The 22,839-nt window shown below is 44.5% G+C and carries 20 protein-coding genes and 1 pseudogene; 6 read left to right on the forward strand and 15 right to left on the reverse strand.

Features of this window, described 5'->3' with window-relative positions; translation table 11 throughout:
* The 5 genes and pseudogenes from H6G92_RS32150 to H6G92_RS32170 form a co-directional block, all read right to left on the reverse strand.
* Window positions 1–337: pseudogene (locus H6G92_RS32150) on the reverse strand (hypothetical protein); the annotation flags it as partial.
* A gap of 131 nt (window positions 338–468) precedes the next feature.
* Window positions 469–852, reverse strand: a complete 384-nt coding sequence (locus tag H6G92_RS39845) for a hypothetical protein (protein ID WP_242059394.1) — start codon at window positions 850–852, stop codon at window positions 469–471.
* A 25-nt stretch (window positions 853–877) separates the two neighbouring features.
* Window positions 878–1,081: a hypothetical protein gene (locus H6G92_RS32160; RefSeq protein WP_190900056.1), complete on the reverse strand. Its 204-nt coding sequence runs from the start codon at window positions 1,079–1,081 to the stop codon at window positions 878–880.
* The gene (locus H6G92_RS32165; protein WP_190900058.1) at window positions 1,074–1,400 is read right to left on the reverse strand and encodes a hypothetical protein; all 327 of its coding nucleotides are present in this window, start codon (window positions 1,398–1,400) and stop codon (window positions 1,074–1,076) included. The genes H6G92_RS32160 and H6G92_RS32165 overlap by 8 nt, the downstream gene beginning before the upstream one ends.
* A 118-nt stretch (window positions 1,401–1,518) precedes the next feature.
* Window positions 1,519–2,475, reverse strand: coding sequence for a hypothetical protein (locus H6G92_RS32170; RefSeq protein WP_242059395.1), 957 nt, complete (start codon window positions 2,473–2,475; stop codon window positions 1,519–1,521).
* Between the two features lie 80 nt (window positions 2,476–2,555).
* On the opposite strand from H6G92_RS32170, the gene H6G92_RS32175 reads away from it, so the two are divergent.
* From H6G92_RS32175 to H6G92_RS40935, 3 genes are all read left to right on the forward strand, one after another.
* Window positions 2,556–2,792 (forward strand): helix-turn-helix domain-containing protein, encoded by a 237-nt coding sequence (locus H6G92_RS32175; RefSeq protein WP_190900060.1) that lies wholly within the window; start codon window positions 2,556–2,558, stop codon window positions 2,790–2,792.
* 230 nt (window positions 2,793–3,022) lie between these two features.
* Window positions 3,023–3,487, forward strand: a complete 465-nt coding sequence (locus H6G92_RS40930) for a hypothetical protein (RefSeq protein WP_313890023.1) — start codon at window positions 3,023–3,025, stop codon at window positions 3,485–3,487.
* Between the two features lie 70 nt (window positions 3,488–3,557).
* The gene (locus H6G92_RS40935) at window positions 3,558–3,935 is read left to right on the forward strand and encodes a hypothetical protein (RefSeq protein ID WP_313890024.1); all 378 of its coding nucleotides are present in this window, start codon (window positions 3,558–3,560) and stop codon (window positions 3,933–3,935) included.
* Window positions 3,936–4,104: 169 nt separating this feature from the next.
* Here the strand turns inward: H6G92_RS40935 and H6G92_RS32185 are convergent, their stop codons facing one another.
* From H6G92_RS32185 to H6G92_RS32200, 4 genes are all read right to left on the reverse strand, one after another.
* Window positions 4,105–6,900, reverse strand: coding sequence for a response regulator (locus tag H6G92_RS32185; protein ID WP_190900062.1), 2,796 nt, complete (start codon window positions 6,898–6,900; stop codon window positions 4,105–4,107).
* Between the two features lie 2 nt (window positions 6,901–6,902).
* Window positions 6,903–11,054: an ATP-binding protein gene (locus tag H6G92_RS32190; RefSeq protein WP_190900064.1), complete on the reverse strand. Its 4,152-nt coding sequence runs from the start codon at window positions 11,052–11,054 to the stop codon at window positions 6,903–6,905.
* A 354-nt stretch (window positions 11,055–11,408) separates the two neighbouring features.
* Window positions 11,409–11,615 carry a hypothetical protein gene (locus H6G92_RS39850; RefSeq protein ID WP_242059396.1) on the reverse strand — a complete coding sequence of 69 codons (207 nt, stop codon included), beginning with the start codon at window positions 11,613–11,615 and terminating at the stop codon, window positions 11,409–11,411.
* A 123-nt stretch (window positions 11,616–11,738) separates the two neighbouring features.
* A complete protein-coding gene (locus tag H6G92_RS32200) occupies window positions 11,739–12,617 on the reverse strand; it encodes a hypothetical protein (protein WP_190900066.1) in 879 nt (292 codons plus the stop codon).
* Between the two features lie 175 nt (window positions 12,618–12,792).
* Between H6G92_RS32200 and H6G92_RS32205 the strand changes: the two genes are divergently transcribed.
* The 3 genes from H6G92_RS32205 to H6G92_RS32215 all read left to right on the forward strand — a co-directional run bounded on the left by H6G92_RS32205 (window position 12,793) and on the right by H6G92_RS32215 (window position 14,930).
* On the forward strand, window positions 12,793–12,981 hold the full coding sequence (locus H6G92_RS32205) for a helix-turn-helix transcriptional regulator (RefSeq protein ID WP_228043115.1): 189 nt from the start codon (window positions 12,793–12,795) through the stop codon (window positions 12,979–12,981).
* A gap of 262 nt (window positions 12,982–13,243) precedes the next feature.
* Window positions 13,244–14,278 (forward strand): hypothetical protein, encoded by a 1,035-nt coding sequence (locus H6G92_RS32210; protein WP_190900070.1) that lies wholly within the window; start codon window positions 13,244–13,246, stop codon window positions 14,276–14,278.
* A gap of 466 nt (window positions 14,279–14,744) precedes the next feature.
* Complete coding sequence (locus H6G92_RS32215) at window positions 14,745–14,930, forward strand: hypothetical protein (RefSeq protein WP_190900072.1); 186 nt, start codon at window positions 14,745–14,747, stop codon at window positions 14,928–14,930.
* 55 nt (window positions 14,931–14,985) lie between these two features.
* Here H6G92_RS32215 and H6G92_RS32220 read toward each other — a convergent pair whose 3' ends face one another.
* From H6G92_RS32220 to H6G92_RS32240, 6 genes are all read right to left on the reverse strand, one after another.
* On the reverse strand, window positions 14,986–16,359 hold the full coding sequence (locus tag H6G92_RS32220; RefSeq protein ID WP_190900074.1) for a DUF2252 domain-containing protein: 1,374 nt from the start codon (window positions 16,357–16,359) through the stop codon (window positions 14,986–14,988).
* 164 nt (window positions 16,360–16,523) lie between these two features.
* On the reverse strand, window positions 16,524–16,646 hold the full coding sequence (locus H6G92_RS40560) for a hypothetical protein (RefSeq protein WP_277926808.1): 123 nt from the start codon (window positions 16,644–16,646) through the stop codon (window positions 16,524–16,526).
* A gap of 85 nt (window positions 16,647–16,731) precedes the next feature.
* The gene (locus H6G92_RS32225; RefSeq protein WP_190900076.1) at window positions 16,732–19,065 is read right to left on the reverse strand and encodes a DEAD/DEAH box helicase; all 2,334 of its coding nucleotides are present in this window, start codon (window positions 19,063–19,065) and stop codon (window positions 16,732–16,734) included.
* The gene (locus H6G92_RS32230) at window positions 19,062–20,927 is read right to left on the reverse strand and encodes a phospholipase D family protein (RefSeq protein ID WP_190900077.1); all 1,866 of its coding nucleotides are present in this window, start codon (window positions 20,925–20,927) and stop codon (window positions 19,062–19,064) included. Before H6G92_RS32230 ends, H6G92_RS32225 begins: the two co-directional genes overlap by 4 nt.
* On the reverse strand, window positions 20,914–22,143 hold the full coding sequence (locus tag H6G92_RS32235; protein ID WP_190900078.1) for a DUF6361 family protein: 1,230 nt from the start codon (window positions 22,141–22,143) through the stop codon (window positions 20,914–20,916). The genes H6G92_RS32230 and H6G92_RS32235 overlap by 14 nt, the downstream gene beginning before the upstream one ends.
* 429 nt (window positions 22,144–22,572) lie before the next feature.
* Window positions 22,573–22,827 (reverse strand): hypothetical protein, encoded by a 255-nt coding sequence (locus H6G92_RS32240; protein ID WP_190900079.1) that lies wholly within the window; start codon window positions 22,825–22,827, stop codon window positions 22,573–22,575.
* Window positions 22,828–22,839: the final 12 nt, after the last annotated feature.

Consider the following 22,839-nt stretch of genomic DNA (forward strand, 5'->3'; position numbering starts at 1 on the left):
CAATAATCAGTGGTTTAGAAAAATCCTGTACACCTGATGCAGCCAAGAGAAAGCTTTTGGTGAAATTTGTTTCAACACCACTTCTGATGACATAAACTTCATCAGCACTCACTACAATGTCCAGCTTCAGATTATCCTTTCCTTTGAACTCTTTAGCCGTAAATCGCAGTTCAGACAGATAACCAGTTAATGCTCTCTGGGAAACAGGGATGGTTTTCCCCCTGTCAATATCGTAGTGATACCACAGGTAAGATTCTCCACCTAACTCAGCATTTTTGACATATAAATAGATGGGTTCGGGAGGGTTGCATAAACCTAGTTTGATTTCAGTAACCATGTTTACCTCGATTAAAGTTTCATTGATTAATTTTCTGTGTGCAATAATGGGAATTCTGTAGCGGGAGAGAAACTTTCGTGCGTTCACCTGAAGTAATGGCATGACTTTAGGTGAACGCTTTTGTATTAAATTCAAAGTTCTCGATTACGCTCTAGTTCCCACTGCAAATAAGTCAGTGCAGTTTGAGCATCGGCAATGTTTAAATCAGGTTGATATCCCAACTCCAGTAGTTGTTTGTAGTCTGGGTGCGTAGCAATAAGGGATATCAGAGTTTGGGCTTGTTCAACTAATTGCTGGAGGTTGGGATTAGACATTTCAATGCCAAGCCTAGAACATAAATCTTCCGCCTTCACTCCCCTGATTCCTAGCTCAATCTCCGTTTCCAACTCTTCAAGTAGAGATTGAAAATCTGGGTGTTCATCGTTGATTTCAATCTCAAAGAAATCTGCACCCTTCGTAACGGTGGTTGCCCAATTGGGTAAAGTCTGCGGAATGATTTTTGCGTAAAGTTTCATGATTGTGTCCTCTGGAATTAATAACCTAAAAATCCTCGGCAATCTCCAACAAAAAACCGCGTCCCGTGTTCTGCACTTGCACTAGTTGTTTATCCAGCAGAGTTTGAATGACTGAATCAGAGAATTCAAATTGCAGACGATGCAGAGGAACACAACCGCCACAAAGTCGAATCGAACGCAGCAAATGATTGGCTCTGCGGTCAAAACTGGGGTCAACCGTCTTAGGCATTTGTGAAACCTCCAGTTACTACGGCTAACTGTTGTTGCAGAATTGCTATTTGACTTTGGTAAAACTCAATCTCTGCGGTAATTTCTGAGAATAATTCCTGTGGGGAAAGCGGCTGAATTTGATTCTCTTGCAAGTAAGATATTTCATCAGAATTTTTATTAGGCATCAGCGCATAACGCCAGCCATCATCAAATTGTTCAGCCAACTCTGTACCTGAAGGATAGTAATAAAGTCCCAAGATGATGCCCTGTTGTGTACGTTGATCCAAAGCAAAGCGAGGGTAGCCCCAGTGTTGGGGAATGGATATTGTGGGTTGCATTGATTTAATGGGGATTGGTGAATAAAGGGACAATGAAGTAGAGGTGCAGAGGAGCAAAGGAGCAGAGGAGAGATTTGTACAGATTCTTTCCCCTCTGCACCTCTGCCCCCCTGCCTCTTTACGCTGTGACTAACTCCGCTCTCTCCAGCAGCCGTTGCAATTTATCACCAGTTAGCTGTTCTAACGGCTGATCTAAAAAATATTCCTCAAAAATGGATTTACCATTAGTAGATACGTCCACCATCGACAGCGATCGCACTGCATCAAGCACCGAGTTAGAATACTGCTGCTGGACTGAATAACGCCTCTTCACCCACCAGTTCCCGTCAGTGCATCCGACTTGCCCCAGTTTCACGCCGTTGTTGTTGTAAATGCCATCATCGAGAATTTCAAACCCGTAATTCTGGCACTCGTTGAAGATATGCGCCATGATTTGGTTTTCAGTAGAAGAGGAAGGCATGGGGGCAGAGGCGCAGAGGGGCAGAGGAGAAAGTTGTTGTAGGTTTTTCCCCTCTGCACCCCTGCTCCCCTGCACCTCTGCTTCTTCCTGCACAGGTAATGAGCCGTCTTTATAGTGATTGCAGATGAAGCGATCGCAACGCATTAGAGTGTTGGCACGAAATACTTCTTTCTCGTTAACCATTACTACCCAGCGTTGCGTTAAGTGGTTGTCGTCATGGCTGATGCTGGCTATCAGTTGATTACCAGCGTAATATTCGTGATAGTCAAACGAGATTTCGACTATTGTGAGGGGTTCGGGAGCTACGGCTTGGGCTTGGTCAGCGATGTAGCTGTCGAGTTCGGCTTGAGCGAGGGCTTGGTTATCAACTTTCTGAAGCTGGGTGGATTGATGGGCGATGATTGCGTTTACCCAGGTTTCAGTCGCTCTTCTGTCGCCGGTGGGTGTTACGCCGCGTTCAGCAGCGATTCTTTTGAGACGGGGGAGGTTATAGCGGGAAAGGGCTTGCTGTGTGTAGGTTGGATGTGTCATGATTGAAATCTCCATAATTAATTGGGACAAAAGGCGATCGCGGAAGTTTGTCAGGCTCAGTCGGTCGTCTTTTGTTATTCCCATGATAACACGATACTAGCATCGCGTCAACAGCTAGCTAGTATCGTAGTTTCATGTTATCGTATAATGGTAGTATTAAGGGCATGAAATTGCGAACAAAACTACCAGAGTTGATGAAGTCCAGAGGATTAGATCAAAAAACCCTAGCAGCTGAAACAGGGCTTAGTCCTACTACTGTGGGGAAGCTTTACCGCAGCCATTTTGACCGCATAGATAACCACACAGTCACGACGCTGTGTAAGTACTTTGGGTTAAGAAAACTAGATGATTTAATTGAAATAATTTGGGAAGAAGATGATATTGAGGGTAGGCAAGTGTGATTGTAGTTGTAGCCAAATCAATTGATTCTTCATCCTTGCTGTTACTTGCGTTATCGAAATGCAAAGAATTATCAAAATGCCTTAATAATCAGGGAGTAATGTCCTATGTCTCCCTTAGAAAGCAATATTTGGTGACAAGTCCCTTTGCGTCTACGCAAATTCCCATAACACTGAAAATTTATCTGCAATCGACTTTGAGTAAATGTTACTAAGCTAAAAGGGGTGGAATCATGCCTAAACCGCCTTCCAGACGCAACAAAGCCACCCCTGGCGCATCTGATGACAGCACATTAACAAATGACCTTGCAGAAGAGGATATTTCCCTTCAAGGAGACCCAGCCTCAGCAACAATCACCGTTACTGCCGTTGAAGTTCCTGAATTAACCGAGCAAGAGCAGAGCGATCGCTTGCATTTAGAGCGAAAGGTAGAACGTGCGTTTTTTGAGGCAGGGAAAGCTTTAATGGAGTTGCGCGATCGCCGACTTTATCGTTCTACACACAAGACTTTTGAGGATTATTGCCGCGAACGCTTTGGTTTTAGCCGCAGACAGCCCTACCATTTAATAGAAGCTGCGGTTATTTTTGATAATTTGGTAGAAAAATGTGAACGTTCCGTTCACATTTTGCCGACGAATGAGTGGCAAGTTAGACCGTTGACCAAGCTAGACCCTGATACCCAGCCCGAAGCATGGTAACAAGCTGCTTTAGTCTGCCAACGGGAAAGTACCATCTCATCACATCGTCAAAGATGCGGTGCAAAGGATAGTGGAACGCACCAAAATACCCAACACCTACCAAATCGGGGAAGTCTGCCAAATTCTCGCAAAGGACAACCCAGAGCTTCGAGGGAAAGGCGGTTATTGGGCGATTGTCACTCAAGTCAACGATTTTAGCTGTACCGTGAAAACTTGGGATGGAGAATTGACGGTTGGGCTGAAGCATCTCAAATCTTATGAATACTTGCCTGATGAATGTCAGCAGATGCAGTTCTTGAGCGATCGCCTTGCTCGAATATATTCTGATTCTCTGGAAGAGACAGTCAAAAATCTGTTGCAGTCATTGGGAAAGTTGAACCGTGCTTATCTTACGGCGGTGGAGGAGAAGTTGTTGAGTGTGTTGGAGTTTGAATACGCAGAAAGATAACCCCTTCATTGGGCAAGCCTACACAATATTGTATCAATTAATTCACTAGCTACAGTATTTAGATAGCTGAAGCAACGCAATTCATGGGGTGGTCGGAGAATAGCGAATGTGCTAATAATTTTGTAGGATTACATATATATTTGAGGTTTGATATTTAGTAATTATTTGGTCAGTTGTGTTTCAGCAAGCTGACGATTCCGCTAACTAATATTTCTGGCTCCACAGGTTTGGTGATGTGCATCTGAAATCCTGCTTGAATTGCTCGTTGCTGGTCAAGTATTGCAGCATAAGCGGTAAGCGCGATCGCCGGAATCGTTCCTCCCTGGGCGGCTGGGCGTGAACGAATCTGCTCCATCAGCATATAGCCATCCATATCAGCCATGCCTACATCACTCACAACTAGATCGGGAATGAAACTATTAAGCACTTGCAATGCTTCTAGCCCAGACGCTACGGCTGTCACCTTTGCGCCATTTTGTTCTAGCAAAAATGTTTGAAACTCACGAGTATCAGTATCATCATCCACAAGCAAAATTTGCAGGTTGCTTAAGGGAGTCTCTGCGCTTTCTGCATCAGTGCGATTTGACTCAAGTACAATTTTTGCTGACTGTTTCAAGATAGGTATTTGAACTGTAAAGGTTGCGCCCTGATTCTCACCTAAGCTTTCTGCCTTAACTGTGCCACCGTGCAGTTCCACAATTTGACGCACAATCGCCAGCCCCAAACCCAACCCGCCAAATCTGCGCGTCGTCGAGCTGTCTTCTTGGCGGAAATACTCAAACACATACGGGAGAAATTGCGGTTGAATGCCAATGCCAGTATCGATTACCCGAATTTGAGCCAGTCGAGCGATTTGCCTTAATTCAACGATGACTCGTCCGTTATCTGGTGTGAATTTGATCGCATTGGTGAGCAAGTTCCACACTACTTGCTGCAAACGGGCAGCGTCACCAGAGATAGGTGTAGTCGGATCGAGATTAATCTGTAACTCAATATTCTTTGCTTGTGCTGCTAAACGCACCGTTTCGACGGCAGCAGAAATCACAGAGGTTAAATTAACGGGAGCCATTGTTAAGGACAGCTTGCCCCGCATAATGCGTGAAACATCGAGCAAGTCTTCAATTAATTGTGATTGTAGTCTGGCATTGCGCTCAATCGTAGCCAGTGCTTCGCGTTGACGGGCGGCATTGACCTTGCCTTTTTGCAACAGTTGTGTCCAGCCTAAGATGGGGTTGAGGGGCGATCGCAATTCATGAGACAGCACTGCTAAAAACTCGTCTTTAATTTGGTTAGCTCGTTGCAACTGTTCTGCGTGTTGCTGAATCGAGACAATTAGGTTTGCTCGGTCGAGGGCGATCGCTATCTGTTCAGACATCAATTGCAGCAAATCAATTTCTTCTCTTGTAAAGCCAGTGCGGGTGCAGCTAGCAAACGAGATGGTTCCTAATAACCGTTCTTGGACAATTAACGGTTGACTGACATAAGCAGTAACACCGTGGTTACGGACGATTTGGGCAAGAGGATGAGTGGCAATTTGGGCGCGATCGAGAACGATCTGCTGTCGTTCTTGCGCTGCCCAGCCACAGACGTATTCACCAAACTCAATCCACTCGATCGCCTCTGCCATCTCTTGAGTAATACCCTCATAGTTCTGCAAATGCAGGATGGGGCGGTTGTCTTTTGACTCGACGATGTAGTTATGGTAATATTCCAACTCTAGCTGGGGTGAGAGTTTGCGAAATAGGTTGTGCATTAGTGTCATCGGTTGCTCAACCGCCAGGAGATCGCTGGTGATGTCATAAAGCAACCGCAAGCGTTCCTCGGCTTGTCGCTGTGAGGTGACATCGCGCATGATTTTGATAAATCCTTGCACGTCGTCGGCTTCATCGCGTAAAGGCATCACAAAGCCACTACCCCAAAAGCGGCTACCGTCTTTTCGGATATGCCAGCACTCATTTTCTGCCTGTCCTTGAGTTTGGGCAGTCTGTAATTCCCTCCCAGATCGGTCTTGGGCGTTGTCTTCAGGGCTGTAAAGGATGCGATTGTTACAGCCAATTATTTCTGCTTCTGAATACCCTAACAAGTTTTCGGCACCTAAATTCCAGCTTGTAATCACACCGTTGGGATCGAAGGTGAAAATAGCATATTCTTTTGCACTTGTCACCATTAACCGAAAGCGAGCTTCACTTTGTTTAAGGGCGATTTCGGTTTTTTTGCGCTCGGTAATGTCGTAGGACATTGCCAGCACAGCATCAACTTCACCGCGATCATTGCGTAAGGGTGTGCCATGAGAGATATAGTAGCGACCGTGGCTGTTGTGTTCTAAGGTAAACGACTCGCCATTGAGAGCTTGACGAAAGTAGGGTTCATAAGTGTCTGCCAGGGCGGGTTCGAGGGCTTCCCAGAGTGTTTTGCCGACAAAGTTTTCAGTAGTCATGCCCACCCACTCCAGGGCTTCGCCTTCTGCAAGCTGGTAGCGCAAATCTCGATCCACAATGAATACAGCGCCATGAGGCAGGTTTGCCGCAACTTGACGCAGGCGAGATTCGCTTTGGCGCAGTGCTGTTTCGGCAAAAACGCGATCGCGCTTTTCTTGGGCTTCTCGCAGCGCTCGTTGCACACAAGGCACTAACCGCCCTAAGCTGCGCTTCAGCACATAGTCGGTGGCTCCCAGTTTCAGGGCTTCAATCACCCGTTCTTCGCCCATACTGGCAGAGACAAAAATAAAGGGCGTGTCAGGACAAAGGTTTTGAGCAATTCCTAAGGCGGAAATGCCATCAAAACTGGGCAAGGCATAGTCTGCCAAAATCAAATCAAACGCATTGGTTTCTAATGCTCTCACAAAGTCAGCGCGAGTTTCCACCCGGAGCAGTTCACATTCAACGCCGCCATCAATCAGCGTGAGATGTATCACCTCTGCGTCAAGAGTATTGTCTTCGAGCAACAGAAACCGCAGTGCTGTCATGACTATGCCTCATGTTTCGGCAGCGAAAAGTAGAATGTTGCGCCCTCGCCGATTGCGCCTTCTGCCCAGATGCGTCCGCCATGTCGATGAATGATGCGCCGTACAGTGGCAAGCCCGACTCCAGTGCCAGCAAACTCCTCCTGCGGATGCAGCCGTTGAAACATACTGAATAGTCGATCGTAATATTTCATGTCGAACCCTGCACCATTATCTTTGACAAAGAAAATCACTGACTGCTCCTGTTCAATGCTACCAATTGCAATTACAGCTTCGGTATTATTACGGGTGTACTTGACGGCATTCGACAGCAAATTTTGCAGCACTATCCGCAGCAGCGCCGGATCGCCTTTTACCGTTGCCAATGCCTCAATTTGCCAGTAAAGCGATCGCCCGACTAGTTCCGGCTGCAATTGTGCTTGTACCTGCTGCAACAACTGACTGATATTAACAATAGTCAAATGCATTTCTGTCTGCCCCAGGCGGGAAAATTCCAGCAGGTCGTCCACCATTTTTTCTGCCTGAAGAGCTGATTGGATGATAATGTTGAGGGTCTGCAAACTGGATGCATCGACGAGGGTGGGATTGAGCTTGCCTTGCAACCGTTCGGCAAAGCTGCTGATGTAGCGTAGCGGCGTTCGCAAGTCGTGGGATACTGAGGAAGAAAACGCCTCCAGTTCTTGATTGATGGCTTCTAGTTGAGCCGTCCGCGCTTTTACCTGTTGCTCCAAGCGTTCATTGAGCGTTTGTACCGCCTGCATCACCTGTTCGCGGTATACTGCTTCGCGTCGCAGCTGTGCCAATTGGAGGTTGACTTTGACTCGCGCTAACAGTTCTCGTGCCGAGAAAGGTTTAATTAAGTAGTCATCTGCGCCAGTTTCTAACCCCTCCACCCGCGATCCTTCACCAGCACGAGCAGAGAGCAAAATAATCGGGATTGTCTGGGTATTTGGATCGGCTCGTAGCGATCGCAACAACTCAAATCCATCCATTCTGGGCATCATCACATCGGTTAACACCAAGTCATAGACTTTGGCGCTACCGCCACGCCGGATCGTAGCCAGTGCGGCTAACCCGTCATTTACAGTTTCTACCTCATAGTACTGGCTTAATAACCGCTTGAGATAGTCGCGCATATCGGCGTTGTCATCTACTAGGAGAATACGCGCTCTCTTGGAACTTTGAACGTGAACCTCTGAGCTTTGAGCGTGAACCTCCGAGCTTTGAAGTTGAAATTCTGTGCTTTGAGCGTGAACCTCTGAGCTTTGAACGTGAACCTCCAAGCTTTGAGCTTGAACCTCTGAGCTTTGAGCGTGAACCTCCAAGCTTTGAGCGTGAACCTCCGAGTTTTGAAGTTGAAATTCTGTGCTTTCGTCAAGGGCAGTTCCCCCTGCCCCCTGCTCCCTGCCTCCTGCCTCCTGCCTCCTGCCTCCTGCCTCCTGCCTCCTGCCCCCTTCCTCTTCTTCAGGTAGCCAGCCCCAGGCTTCTTCAACAAAAGCGTTTGCAGTTACAGCCGTCGATGACAGTGTAGAGGGAACACCAATTTGGTCGGCGGGTAGATGGGCGATTCCGGTGGGGATGGTGACGGTGAAGGTTGTGCCTTGGTCTACTGCGCTCGTGACGGCGATCGCGCCGCCGTGCCGCTTGACGAGTTCCTGCACCAAAGATAAGCCAATGCCTGAGCCTTCATAGCTGCGCCCCTTCGCCCCTTTGACTCGATAGAACCTCTCAAAGACGTGAGGCAGTTCTGAAGCGGCAATACCTACGCCCGTGTCGCTGACTATCAATTCCACTGTGTTTGCTTTGGGTTTGAGCGAGACAGAAATGATACCCTCGAAGGTAAATTTTAAGGCATTAGAGAGCAGGTTTAGCACAATCTTTTCCCACATTTCTCGATCGACGTAAATGGGATCGGGGAGGGGAGGACAATCGACAACTAACTGCAAATTGGCATTCTCAATCGCCGAGCGGAAAATACTTGCCAGTTCCGCCGTGTAGGTGGATAAGTCGGTGGGTTCGTAGTTTGCCTTCAGGCGATCGGCTTGAATGCGGGAGAAGTCGAGCAGGGTATTGACCAGTTTCAGCAAACGCAAGCTATTGCGATGTGCTAGTTCTAGCCGTTCCCGTTGTGAAGAAGTTAAGGGATTTAGCGAATCGCTCAAGGCATCTTGCACCGGAGCGAGTATCAACGTTAGCGGAGTGCGGAATTCGTGGCTGACGTTGCTAAAGAAGAGGGTTTTGGCGCGATCGAGTTCTGCCAGTGTTTCGGCGCGTTGGCGTTCTTCTTCACGGGCAGATTGTTCTTGAATCCGTTGAATTTCCGATTCGCGCAGGGCAGCTTCGGCACGAGCGCGATTGACGGCTTCCCAGGTGCGATCGGCGGTTTCTTGCAAAAGCTGGATTTCGTCATCCGTCCATTGGTGCGGCTTACTGTAATGCACGGCGAGACTGGAAACCCAACGACTTTGTTTGACGAGGGGAACGGTCGCGCCGGAAATAACGCTCAACGCGCGTATTGCCTCACGCTCTGCATCGCAGAGGCGCTCATCTCGATCGAGATCTGAGAAGACGAACGCGTGTCCAGCGCGTAAGGTTTCGCTGACTTTGCCGTAGGCGCTGGTAGGAACCTGCCCGATAAATTCTATTGCATCGCCGCGCAGGTAGTTGTCAGCAATCACAATCATTTCGCCGTCGTCTGTGAGTTCGCCATAACACACGCGTTCAGCCGCAAGGTGTTCACCGAGGACGCGCATCGCCGCCCGCTGAATTTCAACGGGGTCAAAGAGCGATCGCAATGCATCCGACAACTTGACCCGGAACGCATCCGTCTCGGCAACGCGACGCAATTGTTCTTCTGTGCGTTTGCGTTCCGAGATATTGCTAAACAGGACGGCGATCTGACCTGGCGATCGCGCTGGGAAGACCTCTACTTCCATCCACAGGCCAAGTACCGAAACATAGTCCTCGAACTGTTGAGGTTGTCCTGTGCGGACTACTGCCTCGTAGATGTCCATAATCCGTTGTTCAGCATTGGGTACGAACTCGCGGATTGTCTTGCCGACGACATCGCGCATCCCGGTATGACGCTCAAATGCCGGATTCACCGTCACGTATCGGAAGTCGCTGGGTTGACCTGCCGCAGTTTCAACCTTTTCGATGATGCAGAAGCCTTGTTCCTTTGTCGCAAACAGCGTGCGGTATTGTTCTTCTGATTCGCGTAAGGCTGCTTGGGCAAGATAGTGTTCAATCAAATCGGCGGCTTGGCGGGCGAGTAGGTCAAGGAAACGCAACTCGCGATCGCTCGGTCGATAGTGTTTGTGCCAATGCGTCGAAACCATACCGATCGATTTGCCCGAACGGGTAATCAGTGGGGTTGACTGCGCCGAGAGATATCCGGCTTCAACGTGCATTCGCCTAGAACCATCAGGGTCTTCGCTCTGAAGCACATTGAAATCAACAAAAATACGAGTGCCCTTCTTCAGCGCGATGCCGCAGGACGTGTTATTACTCGCATTCATGCGGTAGAAATACTCCCTCATATTCTGCTCAAAGCCCTGCGTCGCCAGCAGCACCAATTCTTGTGTCGCTTCGTCGAGAAGTTGTACTGTTCCGGCATCCGCCCGTGTCAGAGCGATCGCAGTAGCCATAATCTCCTGGTAGAGCGTCTGAATGTCGCCTTCGGTTACAAGCCTCGCGCTCAGTTTGCCCAACAGTTGCATATCTTTCAGGTCTGACTCTACGGCTGCTTCGGCTTGCTGGTGCTTGGTAGTATGTTTGTCAAGTTCCTGCGCTTCCTGCAATGCCCGTTGTACCGATGGCACTAACCGCCCTAACCGTTGCTTGAGTACATAATCTGTCGCGCCTTGCTTGATAGCTGCGATCGCCAATTCTTCGCCCAAACTGCCAGAGATGAAAATAAACGGCACATCAGGACGCAGGTGACGGACAATTTCTAAGGCATTGATGCCATCAAAATCGGCTAGGGCATAATCTGCCAGAATCAAGTCAAACTCATCGCTTAAGAGTGCTGTCTGAAAATCAGCGCCAGTGTCTACTCTTTGCAGTTCATGGTCAATTTTGCCATCTAAGAGCATGGCTTGAACCAACTCTGCATCGAGTGGATTGTCTTCAAGCAAGAGAAACCTGAGTGTTGACATTATTGTGCCTGATGCTGAAGTGAAGGTAATAAAAAGTGAAATGTCGCGCTGCGACACTATATTAAATATGCAAATTTATTTCTATTTACAACATTGTAGCCAATTTACGAGGGTTCAACGCTCGTAGAACGGGATTTTTTTGCACACACTCTAATTGCTGATTCTGATAATTCTCTGTCTCGTCCTTCTTGGCTTCCCCAATATTAGACCTGAATCCTTACACCGTTTGTAGAATTAGCCATTGCTTGCACCTCCAGTTAATACAATTAACTGTCGGTTGAGAATGCTTATTTGCTGTTGATAAAAGTCAATCTCTGCGGTTATTTGGTGGAATAATTCTTCTGGTGTAAGCGGTTAGATTTGATTCTCTTGCAAGTACGATATTTCGTCAGAGTTTTTATTAGGCATCAGCACATAGCGCCAACCATCATCAAATTGTTCAGCCAATTCTGTGCCTAATGGGTAGTGGTAAAGTCCTAGAATCGTGCCTTGTTCTGTACGCTGTTCCAAAGCAAAGCGTGGGTAGCCCCAGTATTGGGGAATGGATATTGTGGGTTGCATTGATTTAATGAGGGATTGGTGAATAAATAATTAGGGAAAGGGGGAAAGGGCAAAGGGGAAGGGAATGAAGAAATTTACCTTTTCCCCAATCCCAAAAACCTTTTCCCAGGCGAAGCCCAAGACTTACGCTGTGACTAACTCCGTTCTCTCCAGCAGCCGTTGCAATTTATTGCCAGTTAGCTGTTCCAACGGCTGATCTAAAAAATATTCATCAAAAATGGATTGACCATCAGTAGACACATCCACCATCGACAGCGATCGCACTGCATCAAGCACGGAGTTAGAATACTGCTGCTGGACTGAATAACGCCTCTTCACCCACCAGTTACCATCAGTGCATCCGACTTGCCCCAGTTTCACGCCCTTGTTGTTGTAAATGCCATCATCGAGAATTTCAAACCCATAACTCTGGCACTCGTTGAAGATATGCGCCATGATTTGGTTTTCAGTAGTAGAACAGGACAAGGAGAAGGGTGCGGGGTGCAGGGGGGAAATTTCTTCTCCCTTGCTCCCTGCTCCCTGCGCCCCTGCTTCTTTTTCCTGCACAGGTAATGAACCGTCTTTGTAGTGAGTACAGATGAAGCGATCGCAACGCATTAGAGTATTGGCACGAAATACTTCTTTATCGTTGATCATGACTACCCAGCGTTGCGTTAAGTGGTCATCGTCATGGCTGATGCTGGCTACCAGTTTGTCATCAGCATAATATTCGTGATGGTCAAACGAGATTTCGACTATTGTGAGGGGTTCGGGAGCTACAATTTGGGCTTGGTCAGTGATGTAGTTGTCGAGTTCGGCTTGAGCTAGGGCTTGTTCGTCGGGGGCAGCAGGGGCGAATTTCTGAATCTTGCTTGCCTGATATTTAGCGATCGCAGTGATCCAAGAATCCTTACAGCGTTTGTCGCTTACTTCGGCTGTACAGGCGATTTCGCTGTAGATTTGCTTGAGACGGGCAATAGATTTCAGTTGCAGCTGTTGTGTTGTGTAAAGGGCGTGAGTCATAATTAGTAGGTTCTTCAATAGGACTAGAGAAGCGCTTCAGATTACCAGTCCAGGCGCTTTCTCTATCTCTATTAAATCAAGTTGATTTGTAGTTGTCAAGTTGATTTGTAGTTCTTATTTTGTAGGTTTACTTTTGTAGTAGAATTTTGTATAGATGAGTTCGGAGCATCCATTTATGAAGTTAAGAGAGTCTTTGGGATTAACCCAGAGGCAAATTGCTGAAGTGGTAGGAGTAACAGATCAAACTGTTTCTAACTGGGAGCGAGGAGTTAATTTGCCACGACTTACTCCGATGCAGACAGCAAAATTATGTCAAATCACCCGACTATCAATTGAAGAGCTTGCACAATTGTTTAACCAGTAAAACAAAAATGATCACTGGTCAAACTATTAACTTGCTTTCTTTGTTGCCCTTTATGCTGTAAAAGCAATCACATCTACTTTTTTCCTTTCCTGTCTAACCACTTATCGGCTGCTTAGTATGACTTTAAGTGGGTAGATACAAGGACGTTTGAAGCACTTATCAAAGCCAATTGCGTTTAATACAATCGCAGTTGAACACTACAGCCAAAATTTATTTGTAATCAACTCTGAGCAAATACCACTGAGTTAGAAAAAGTGGCCTTGTGAATAAAGCACCTTCTAATCGCAAAAAAGCCACCTCTGCCACATCCAGGGATAGCACACCCTCAGATGATCAAGACCTTGAAGATATCTCCCAGCAAGTAGATCCAGGTTCAGCAACAATTACCGTTACTGCTGTTGAAATTCCCGAATTAACCGAGCAGGAAATTAGCGATCGCTTGTATTTAGAACGCAAGGTGGAACGTGCATTTTTTGAGGCAGGCAAGGCATTGGCTCAGTTGCGCGATCGCAGGTTATACAGATCCACTCATCGCACATTTGAGGAGTATTGTCGTGATAGATTTGGATACACCCATCGCCGAGTCAATTATCTAATAGCTGGTTCTGTAGTATTTGACAACATAGTGACGGGAACAAATTGTTCCCAAAACGAGGAAGTGGATGAAATGGGAACAAATTGTTCCCAAAATGGGGAAGCAGATGAAACGGGAACAAATTGTTCCCAAAACGAGGAAGTAGACAAAAATCGACCTAACCCCTCACGAATCCTGCCAAATAATGAAGGACAAGTGCGCCCCCTGGCAAAGCTAGAACCCCAGCAGCAGGTTGAAGTTTGGCAACGGGCAGTACAGAAGGCTGGCGGTAAAGTTCCCAGTGCCAGAATTGTAACTGATGTGGTGCAGCAGATAATGGAACGTACCAGAATACCCAACACCTACCAAATTGGTGAAATCTGCCAAATTTTAGCCAAGGATAATCCCGAACTGAGAGGCAAGGGTGGCTGCTGGGGCATCGTAAACCATGTGGGGGAATTTAGCTGCACTGTCAAAACCTGGGATGGGGAGTACACAGTTGGGTTGCAGCACCTGAAGTCGTACAACTACTTGCCTGCCGAGTGTGAGCAGATGCGGGTGATTTGTGATCGCATCGGTCGAGTGTATTCGGGTGGGCTGGAGGAGTCGGTGCAGAGGTTTTTGGAGTCTTTGGGGAAGTTGAACCGAGCTTATTTAACCGTTGTAGAAGAAAAATTGTTAAATGTACTAGAGTCTGAATATGGGGGAGAGATAATACCCTAAACAAATAATTTCGGCAAATTGGCATCCAATGTGTTTGGGTTGCAGTTTCAATGGAGTTAGCAACACAACGGGACAGTGAAGAAGTTGTACGAGGGAAAAGATAAAACTTCCCGCTTCTTGACATCCAACCGGAGCCAGTTGTTTAGTTGAGTGCTGTAGAACCCCTCTACATGATTCATACAGCGCTCAACAGAGTTCAGTTCCCACGCTACAACTGGCTAGAAATTAACAAAACTCAATAGAATCTCAGAAGATGTAGATAACTGGCATTTCTCTAAGAGCGATGCCTACGGCGGGCTACGCCTACGCACCTGTAACTGCAACGGATCGATCCGGTCTGGGTCGCAGTGCTTAGGGGCTAAGTCAAATAACGTCGCCTGCTGCACTGGCTTGGTTTCCCTCACCTTCTGCTGATAGTCCAAAACCTGCACTTTCCACTTCAGCAGGGCATCAGCACTCATCACCAATGTCCCTGTCAAAAGTGCTGGTGTGGGCATTACAGATGGGAATAGGTTTAGCTGATTGGGGTTCCAATATATTAGGGGAGTGTGTGCCGACTAGCTATTATCTCCCAGAACTGAAATGCAAGAAACCTATTAACGGGTTTAGGAGTGCGATCGCCCCAATTCAAGCCAGGAAAACTCAAGAGTAAGCGTAGCCCGTTGCAGACATCGCCTATATTCAACAATTGCAATAAACAGTTCAGTTTAGTAGAGTGTCACCCCACTGTTGTAAGCGTTCACGAAACTGGTGTAGTCGTACTGGACTTGAGTTGCATAGTCTAGAGCAAAGTTAACAATCTCATCTTTGAATACAGCCTTGTTACCGCTGGTGATATCAGTCACTTGCTTGTCAACGCTTTCTGAAACAATGCTAGCATCGTAATCTTGATCGGAGATAGCATGGTTTTTAGCAACGACCTTACCTGCATATCCCATCGCATCCATGAATTTTGATTTAGTAGTTAGTAAGGTATAGTCAAAGTCCACTTGGTAAGGGGATTTTTCATGCAGCATAAAGGGGATACCACTGACCGTAGTGTAGCCAACCAAGGGGTCAGTATTAGAGAGCATCGCTTTGGTGGCGATTGTCACCCTCGTCCCTTGATGATTTCCATAGACTGAACTTGGTAGTAAACCTGGAACTGCGATCGCTACGGCGCTAGAAGCTTCCTGCTTCATCTCCAAAATTCGGTCATCATCGGTTGCTGAAGTTGGGCCCTCAATCAGCAAGTAATACCGATACTTACCAAGACTACCAGTACCGGAACCTAATTTGAGACGAATATCTTTTAGGGTGTAGTAACTATTGCTGTAACGCTTACTGCTAGGAACTGAATTAATGTAGCTGCTCATCGCCCCAGTAATATCTAAGTAGGTACTGCTGGATACAGGCTGGAGTTCAGAGGTTGTCTGAAAAACTCGATTGCTACTACTATTTAGCAGCGTATACTTATTTAGCAAACTAGAGCGGCTTTTGGCTGCTGCCTGTTGAATTAAATCTTTGACCACACCGTTGGTATTGCTCTCTTCTAAACGGTATGAAAGCTCGTCGTTAGTCCCCTTAAAGTCGCTCATCTTGTTGAGGTAAGCATCCAGGAAATTTCGGACAATATCTTGAGCATCACTGGAGCTTAGGCCGTTCTCTTTGGCTGCTAGAAGAATCGAGACTGCCATACGTCGCAAATCCCAAACGTAGGGGCCAAGATAACCTTCATCAAAGTCAGTGGTGTCAAAGACGTTATTATCGTTGCTATTCCTCATTCCCCCAAGATTTTGCAGATGCATATCCCCCTCTAACCAAATGGCTGAGGTAGAGGAATTGACAAATCCTGAACCCGGTAATGTCTGCATATCGCGGTAGAAGATGTGAGCCGTTCCTCGATAAAAGGCGAAGGGGCTAGCTGTCATCTTTTGCATCTTCGTTGCCAGTTCTTGCGGTAATTGAGAAGCAAAGGGATGGTTGTATTGGTAAATTTCATTTTCCACCCAAGTTGAACGGGGAGTTGCAGCAACAGATGTAGATGCAAACCCCAAAGTTAAAATGAATACGGCTGCAATCTGCTGTATATGTTTGAGCATGAAAGTCTCTTAGATTGTAAAGAAATTAACTCTTGCTGGACTCTTGTGTAGACACAATCATCTAACAACAATTCTTTTACCACCTTGAGTCATAACTTATAAAGTGATTTAAAGCACAATTTAACAACTATTCATAGCCAGTAAAAAGATTGCTGTCAAGAATTTTACGCTGCCCCAATCAAGCGAACGCGAGTAGCGTCTCGTAGAGAGGAAAGTAGACCGTAGGCGTTGGCGTAGCCTCTCCAAGAGTTGCCCGTCGTAGGCATCGCCTTACTCCAGATCGCCAACGCCTTCACTTTCCTTTTTTCCTCTAAGAAATTCTTGGGTATCCATTTACACAAACTACACTTGTTCTCAACTGATGCCTACGCTTCACTGCATTACACTTACATTCTTCAAATCAACATTACCTAGTAGTTCGCCAACCCAAAATTGCTGGGTGGAGGTCGGCAGAGAAGCAGGGGAGCAGAGGAGAGGCAAATACCAAGTTCTTTCCCCTCTGCCAGGGCGTTTTCCTAAAGTAGGTAATTCATTAATCAAGTTCTTCGCTACTTTAACGTGTTCATACCACAGTGATCCGTCTTCTGTAGCATTTTCATCTTCATTTTCCTCACCAGCCCAAGAATTAGCTAGCTTGGGCTGAGAAAACCATTGTTGAGTAGCTTCAGGGTCAAAATAATTATCAAGCAAAATAGGAGCTACCCAGTACCAAGATTCATCCTCATTTCCGGTTTCAGACGAAGATTGTAGGTTTAGTGCTTGTAACAAATCATCGATTCTCTGTTGAATACGCGGTAATAGCTCAGATAAGGTAGATGGTTTTTCTATAGCCTCAGTGTCTATAGCAAAACTTAGAGGATCACATTCTCTTGCCAAAACAGTACTAGGATAGAGCAAGCCTAAAACCTGCATTCCTGTAAGCCTATTATCAGTACGAGCGAACCGCAGCAGAGGACGACGACGTTGACGAGCTTCTGGTGTGTTTTGTGGAAATTTTTCAAAAGAGCCAATCATTTGGCGCTCTGCTTCATAGCTGAGTAAGGTAGCAATTACTTTAGGGACGACACGCCAAGATGAAAAAACAAGACGTTTGGTAAATTTGGAAAGTGTAGGATCAGCAAATACTCCACTTAACTGATAGTAGGGTAAAGAAGGAGGAATCCAAAGTAATTTCCAAGTACCAGCTTCTACTGTGTCAGTAAGTAGACTTCGTAAACGAGCATTACAGGGGTCGATTTTGGTATAAGTAGAAAATTCTTGATGGGATAAAAGTAGGCTGGGAGTGTTGGAGATAATCTTAGCAAGACTAGTTAGATGCTGTTGATCATTTACGGTATTAATGAAGGACTTCTTTAATTGATAATTGTCCATGAAATTCAGCAAGTAAGGTGCTGATTTCCAATACTCCATTGTGTCGTGATGTTTTAGAATACGGGCTAGATTTTGCAAGCTTAGGTAAGTTTCTATATCTTGTGCTTCCAGTTTTGTACTGCGGCTAGAAATTTCAGTTAGCATTCCATTTCGATCTGGAGATGCTGATAGTCGTTCTGTTCGCACCATCACACGACGTAGTTCATACTCCAGTTTAGATTTAATTTCTATCAGGTTTTCGTAGCTGATGTTATTTAATTGCAATAGCTCACGGCGATATTTACTTAAAATTTGCTCAAAAGCTAAGGTTTTAGCCTCGTTAGATTGTAGAAACTCAATGGTTCGTAAAAAGTCTTCATAATGGTTATCTTCTGCTTCGTGATTTAGTGTGTACATTTTATAAGGAGTAGCAGAAAGTAGGACGACTTTAACAGGCGATCGCTCATCTGAGGAATTGAATAATTCATGAGCAATTTCGTTAAAGTCATTTTTGGGTTCCAACAAATGTTTAAATCTTTGAAACTCATCCAAAATAATTAAATCAGGCTCTAAGGCAGAAATGCAGGCTTTTGCTAGAAGAAGCCGTAAGTCTCCAATAAAACAATTCCGTTCCTTTTTTTCTTCCCCAGGAATATCACTTAATTCACGAGTGCGGTAGAAAGAATCACAAAGTGCAGTGAATCGGCTATAAAGGTCAGGTTTACCTGCTTGTTGTTCAGTAGCAATCTGCTGTTTTAGCCTTTGCTGAAATTTTTGAGATAAGGATTTGTCAATACTGTATCGAAACCCTTTAAGATTTTCTCGAAAACGATCTTTACCTGACCCTCCTTGAAAAATATTTTTGGGTGCCACTTTTTCTTGAAAATTCCAGACTTTATGCAGTAGCCAATAAAGGGTGGCCCTTTCTGTGGCAGTACCCAAGCTGGACTTCAAATCGAATGAAGTACCAGGGGTAAAAGAGATAAAGTTAATCCGATTTTCTTGTAAGTTGTGAAGTTGAAGTGGTAGTAAAGTAATTCGAGAAGCCAGGCAGAAGTCCTCTTCCCCTGTAATATTCAGACGTTGGATGTTTTGACGCGCAATATCTGCGTTGGAACATATATAAAGTATATCAATACGCTTAACCTTATCCCAGAGATGATCAATTGTTTTTGCAATCAACCCTCGCGCAATTAGTGTTTTTCCTAGTCCAACCTCATCGGCCACTAAAAAGCGATCACTGGTATCGGAGTCAAGATATAGGCGACGAAAAACGTAGTCAACAGTATCTCGCTGAAAATCTTTCAAGCCAGCAAGAATTGGTTTTATATCAGGGCAAGTGCGAAGTTTATTCATTGTTTCAGCTTTTGGCGGGTAGCATAAATGGGTAGCCAAATTTCGTAAAAGTTGTCAGGTAGCAATTGTTCTTCTGGGGGTAGTTTTCGTAAATCTTCTACCAATTGAGCAACATAATCTAGTTTTTTAGGATTTTGATCAAGAGCCTTAAGCATTGCCTCAAACACAGGAAAAAGAAAACTACTGCTGGGGCTATTTTTTTTAGAAGAATTGGATTCTATTTCGCCATTAGTTATGCTGCCACCAATAGCAGCTATTAATTCACGAGCATCAGTTTTATTATCTACTAGCAGCAACATAAGTAGTTTGAGTACTTGATTTTTATCCTGTAAAAGTGTTTTTAAAATTTGCTGCTGCCGATCCTCTGGAACATTTGCAAGAGGTATATTTAGCATTAAAGAATCTAATTTTTGATTATCCTTGGTATAAATTTCAAATATAAAAAATGAAGTAATTGCTTGACAAGATAGAGGCTGGAATTTAATAGTACTTTCTGTTTCTATATCAAATTTATATCCTAGTCCAATACAACCCATAGGATAACAGCGTACAAAGATATCAGAATTAAATGTTAAAGCTTCTTTTTTAAAAATTTCTAATTCTAGATAATACTGTCCAGGGCTTTCAGTTGCTCTGACATAAGCTTTAAACTGTAATTTCAATAGCGCATTTACTGTGGATTTAACAAGTTCACTAATTAAAAGCTCAGAAAGGTCAGGTTCAATAGGTTCAGTACGAGGTATAAAAGTTTCTAACAAACTCCTAAAAGTAATTTCTTTGTCATGAGTTACTAAAAGTGAGTCAATGCCAAAATTCTGTTTACTACCAACAAGTTCTACTAAGAACTCTATATTACGTTCAAAAGCAGCATTAGTGGCGTTAGCAGAACCTGTCCAAATTCTTGCATCTTCCCCTGCATCAGCAACGTAAAGCTTGGCATGGAGACCAACCAAACAAGTAGAAGCGGATTGATTATCGTCATTTTCACCTACATTAGCCGCAGGATTTATTTGATAAAGTTGCGAAAATGTACTTAAAGTAGTTCGTGAGATTTGGTCTAGTTGTTCAGGACGAGATATTAAAATATTTTGCTTCCCTTGCTGGCTAAGTTGATTCAGCTTTTTTTCACTCACAAATGGAGAAATAACCAACAAGCGATCAATCTGTCCACTAAAGGGAGATTGAGATTTAGTATTTCCTTGCAACCCTAATGGATGAAATTTTAATTGCTCAAAGCCAATTGGTAATTCAAAATTAACCCGTAGCAAGTCAGACTGAATCTTATCTATATAACTTTGTACTTGTTGGGAAATAGGTAAATTATGAGCTAGTTGGGGTAAAGTAGCGATGAAATTACTTAAGGGACGGTTCTCAACAATTTCCTTCCCGTTATTAATTAACTGACCATCAAGAAGTAAAATAGTATCCCAACAGCGATCAAAAGTAAGGTTGCGGCTAAGGCACAAAAGGCGATACAGAACAGGTTGATTGGGAGCTGTAAAACGTAATATCCAAATTTTTGGATGAAATATACCATCTGAATGCGGAGCATTGACTTCAATCACTGAGCCTTCTAAATAGCTGTAAAGGAGGCTGTGATTTTTGGGTATAGCAATTTTACCTGTTTGGCAGAAAACAGTGATGCGCTTTGCATATTGCTGCATAGTTGCCAGTAAAGCCTGGGGACTGCGAGTCAGATGTCCGTCTTCACCTCCCCAACCAAATGTAGTAAAGGCAAGGGGCGCTGTTAACAACGTCAGCAATTCCAAGGTGAAGGTAGTACCGATAGCATAATCAAGGGAGTAGCCATCTGGAGGACATAGGGATTCAAACAGATGTTGGCGATCGCTAGGCTGCAACATCAACTTCCTCCTGAGCAAAAGCATCTAAAATATCAGTCAAAATTCTTTGAGTAGTCCCCCAACGATAGTCAAATTGGGCAGTTCCTGATCCTCCTTTCCAAAGTTCTAAGGCCCGAGGATTATTGAGACGTGCTTGACTACCTTTGAGAAAAATTTCGCGCTCTTGAATAAGATGACGGGCTTCTTGGTGAGTAGCTATTGTTTTAACTGCTCCACTTTTAAGGGTAAAATTCAACCATCGGTCAATAAATTTTTGAGTTAACCAAGAGACTGTCACACCACTATCTGCAACAATTTTCCATAATTTCTGCCAATCCCACTCTATTAGATACTTATGCTGTGCAGTTAGTTTATCTGCCCAACGTTGAAGTGCTAATTGGTATTCTTCTACGAGTTCTTCTGCTGACTTTTGTTCTGCCAACATTAAATTATAAAGCAGGGCAGCTCCTTGGATAGTTTCGGAAAAATTCCGAGCATGACACAACTGTTCTTGAATGCGGCTAGGAAACTCACTATATAGAGGATGTTCCCAGATAAAATTAACTGAAGAAAATTGCTGACGATAATTAACTAGAAATGCTAACAAACTATTAGTTTGCTGAGTAATAATGCGCTCTGCTAAATAATTAGCTTCGTCCAGGGTAAGGCAAAAATTAGCTTTCTCAGGAAAGTCTGGCGGAACGGAAGGAATTCCTTGATGCCAATAGCTAGTGAGTTTACCTTTGACAGGTTCACCATCATCATCGCGCAAGCTATAGTTAACAGAATCATAAAATTGATCTAACGAGTGATGATAATCTTCTTGAGAATCTCGAAGATGACGAATACCCCAGGCTCCTAATCCATACCAGTAAATGTTACTGGGAAGCCGCTTTAAAGCTGCTCGTGCCTGAATGCCTATAATTCCTTTACCATCACTAGATTTTGCAAGACAGGAAATTAACTCAACTTCTTTTTGACGCAGTTTGGTATAAATCTGACTGGATGGTGTTTTTTGTTTCACTAAATCTTGGTAAATCCAGGGGATAAATAAAAAGTAACGAGCGCGGGTATGGATAGTGCTAGTACCAGGAAAAAACAGATCAGCAAACGCGTCACGCACTGAGCCAACACCTAATTCATCACGAGTAGTCTTTTCGTTGAATAGGCTAATAACATCAAGCATCTTACGTTTGTCTTGTTCTGAATAGTCCAACCAGCTAAAGGATGAGGGCATTTGGAAACTAATAATTTTATTCTTTTTATTAGAGTTCCCAATTCTTTATATGAAATTTCATATTTTTAGTTTAAAAAGGAAAAACTGAAATTAAAACACAAAAATCATCTTAGTAAAAGATTCATGTATAGCAGGAAAATACTTTAGTTTCTCAAAGAAAAAGTCATAGATACTTTTGAACTAAAAGGGGTGGAAGTATCACCGTAATCACAACAAAGACACCTCTCCTGCATCCAGGGTTTAGCAAAGATTAGGGTTACTGCCATTGAGGTTGAGGAATTAAACGAGGTAGACACTGCGATCGCCTTAGTACATGAATGGAGCGATCTTAAGCACAAGCTATTTAAGCTTAAATATATTCACCAAGCTTGGCAGCGTTTACATAAGCGAAACTGACTAACTCCGAAGTAATTGTTATAAAAATTTTTCTTAAGAGCTTCGTTGACAAGTTCCAGCACAGGTTTTTTTGCAAACGTAACACACGATAGTTTGTTGGTACTCTATAATCTGCTGGCTAGTAAAATATTTCTCCCTAATCCGAACGTCTTTCATACGATTAGGCTCAATTAATGCTGCAAAATCACCAGGGAAGTGACGTATTTGCTCTTTTGCATTTTTTACCTCAATACCATCTATACTTTCCACCATCAAATTTGATTTCAGTTTTAAATTTGATTTTTTCATAGCAAACTATCT

Source organism: Nostoc foliaceum FACHB-393, assembly GCF_014698505.1.
Taxonomy (GTDB): Bacteria; Cyanobacteriota; Cyanobacteriia; order Cyanobacteriales; family Nostocaceae; genus Nostoc; species Nostoc foliaceum_A.